Raw genomic sequence first — 1074 nt, 5'->3', positions numbered from 1 at the left:
CGGGTCTGCGGCGGGCCGCCCGGCCGCGGCGGGCACCGGCGCCGGGCCGGCGCCCGCCGCCGGTCAGCCCTGGTCCAGCCCGTTTGCGGCGAGACTTGCCGGTAACGCTTCGCTTATCCCGGCCTACTGGAGGTCGGCGGTGCTTGGTCGGCGCGCGAATTGCAACAGATTCCGAGTGTGCTACTAGAGATTCCGAGTTTGCCAGCTTGGATCGGCCACGCTTGCGAACACCGCAAGTATGCGGTGAGCAACGCTATCAATGCCGGCCGGGCCTCAGTGGTCACCGACCATATCGAACGATTTGACGCCGGTGGTATTCGGCTGCAATCCGGGGAGAGACTGGATGCGGATATCGTCCGCCGGTTCTCCCGCCGAACTGTTCTGGCCGGGGCATGACAGAATAGCTGTACAGATGTACAGTCTCCTAAACCATGCTTCGCACCACGTCCCAGTGCCGTCAGGCGACGTTCGGGCGGGTTTCCCGTGACGCCCCGGGACAAGCGAGGATAAGCCGTGGTACGAGCCCGGCGGCTCAGGCGAATGCACGACGCTACCAACGCCACCGTCCAGAGCAAACGCTGCTCTATCGGATTGTCGAGGAACACTACACCGCATTCGTGGCACAGATGGCCTGCGAGGGCCGGCCGCTACCGTACTACGTGCAGCGGGAATTTGACGAATTCCTGCGCTGCGGTCGGCTGGAGCACGGTTTCCTGCGCGTACGTTGCGATGACCGTCACGCCGAGCGCCTGGTGGCCTTCAGTTGCAAGCGCCGGGGGTTTTGCCCTAGTTGTGGGCCAGGCGCATGGCTGAGGCTGCGGCGTTGCTGGTGGACGAAGTCTTTCCCGAACAGCCTATCAGGCAGTGGGTGATGAGTTTCCCGTATCCACTGCGGTTTCTATTCGCCAACAAACCCGAGGTGATGACCCGTGTGCTGGGCATCGTCTACCGCGCCATCGCCACACACCTGGTTAGGAAAGCCGGTTTCACCTGTGACAACGCAAAGACCGGCGCTGTGACGCTGATCCAGCGTTTCGGCAGTGCGCTGAACTTAAATTTGCACTTTCACATGTT

At 62.4% G+C, this 1074-nt stretch carries 1 pseudogene; it reads left to right on the top strand.

Annotated features, from left to right (window positions below):
- Positions 1-506: 506 nt before the first annotated feature.
- Positions 507-1074: pseudogene (locus SAHL_RS02585) on the top strand (transposase zinc-binding domain-containing protein); the annotation flags it as partial.

It is taken from the genome of Salinisphaera orenii subsp. halophila YIM 95161 (assembly GCF_003732545.1).
GTDB classification, from domain to species: Bacteria; Pseudomonadota; Gammaproteobacteria; order Nevskiales; family Salinisphaeraceae; genus Salinisphaera; species Salinisphaera orenii_A.
This window is presented reverse-complemented; position numbering and strand designations above follow the sequence as displayed.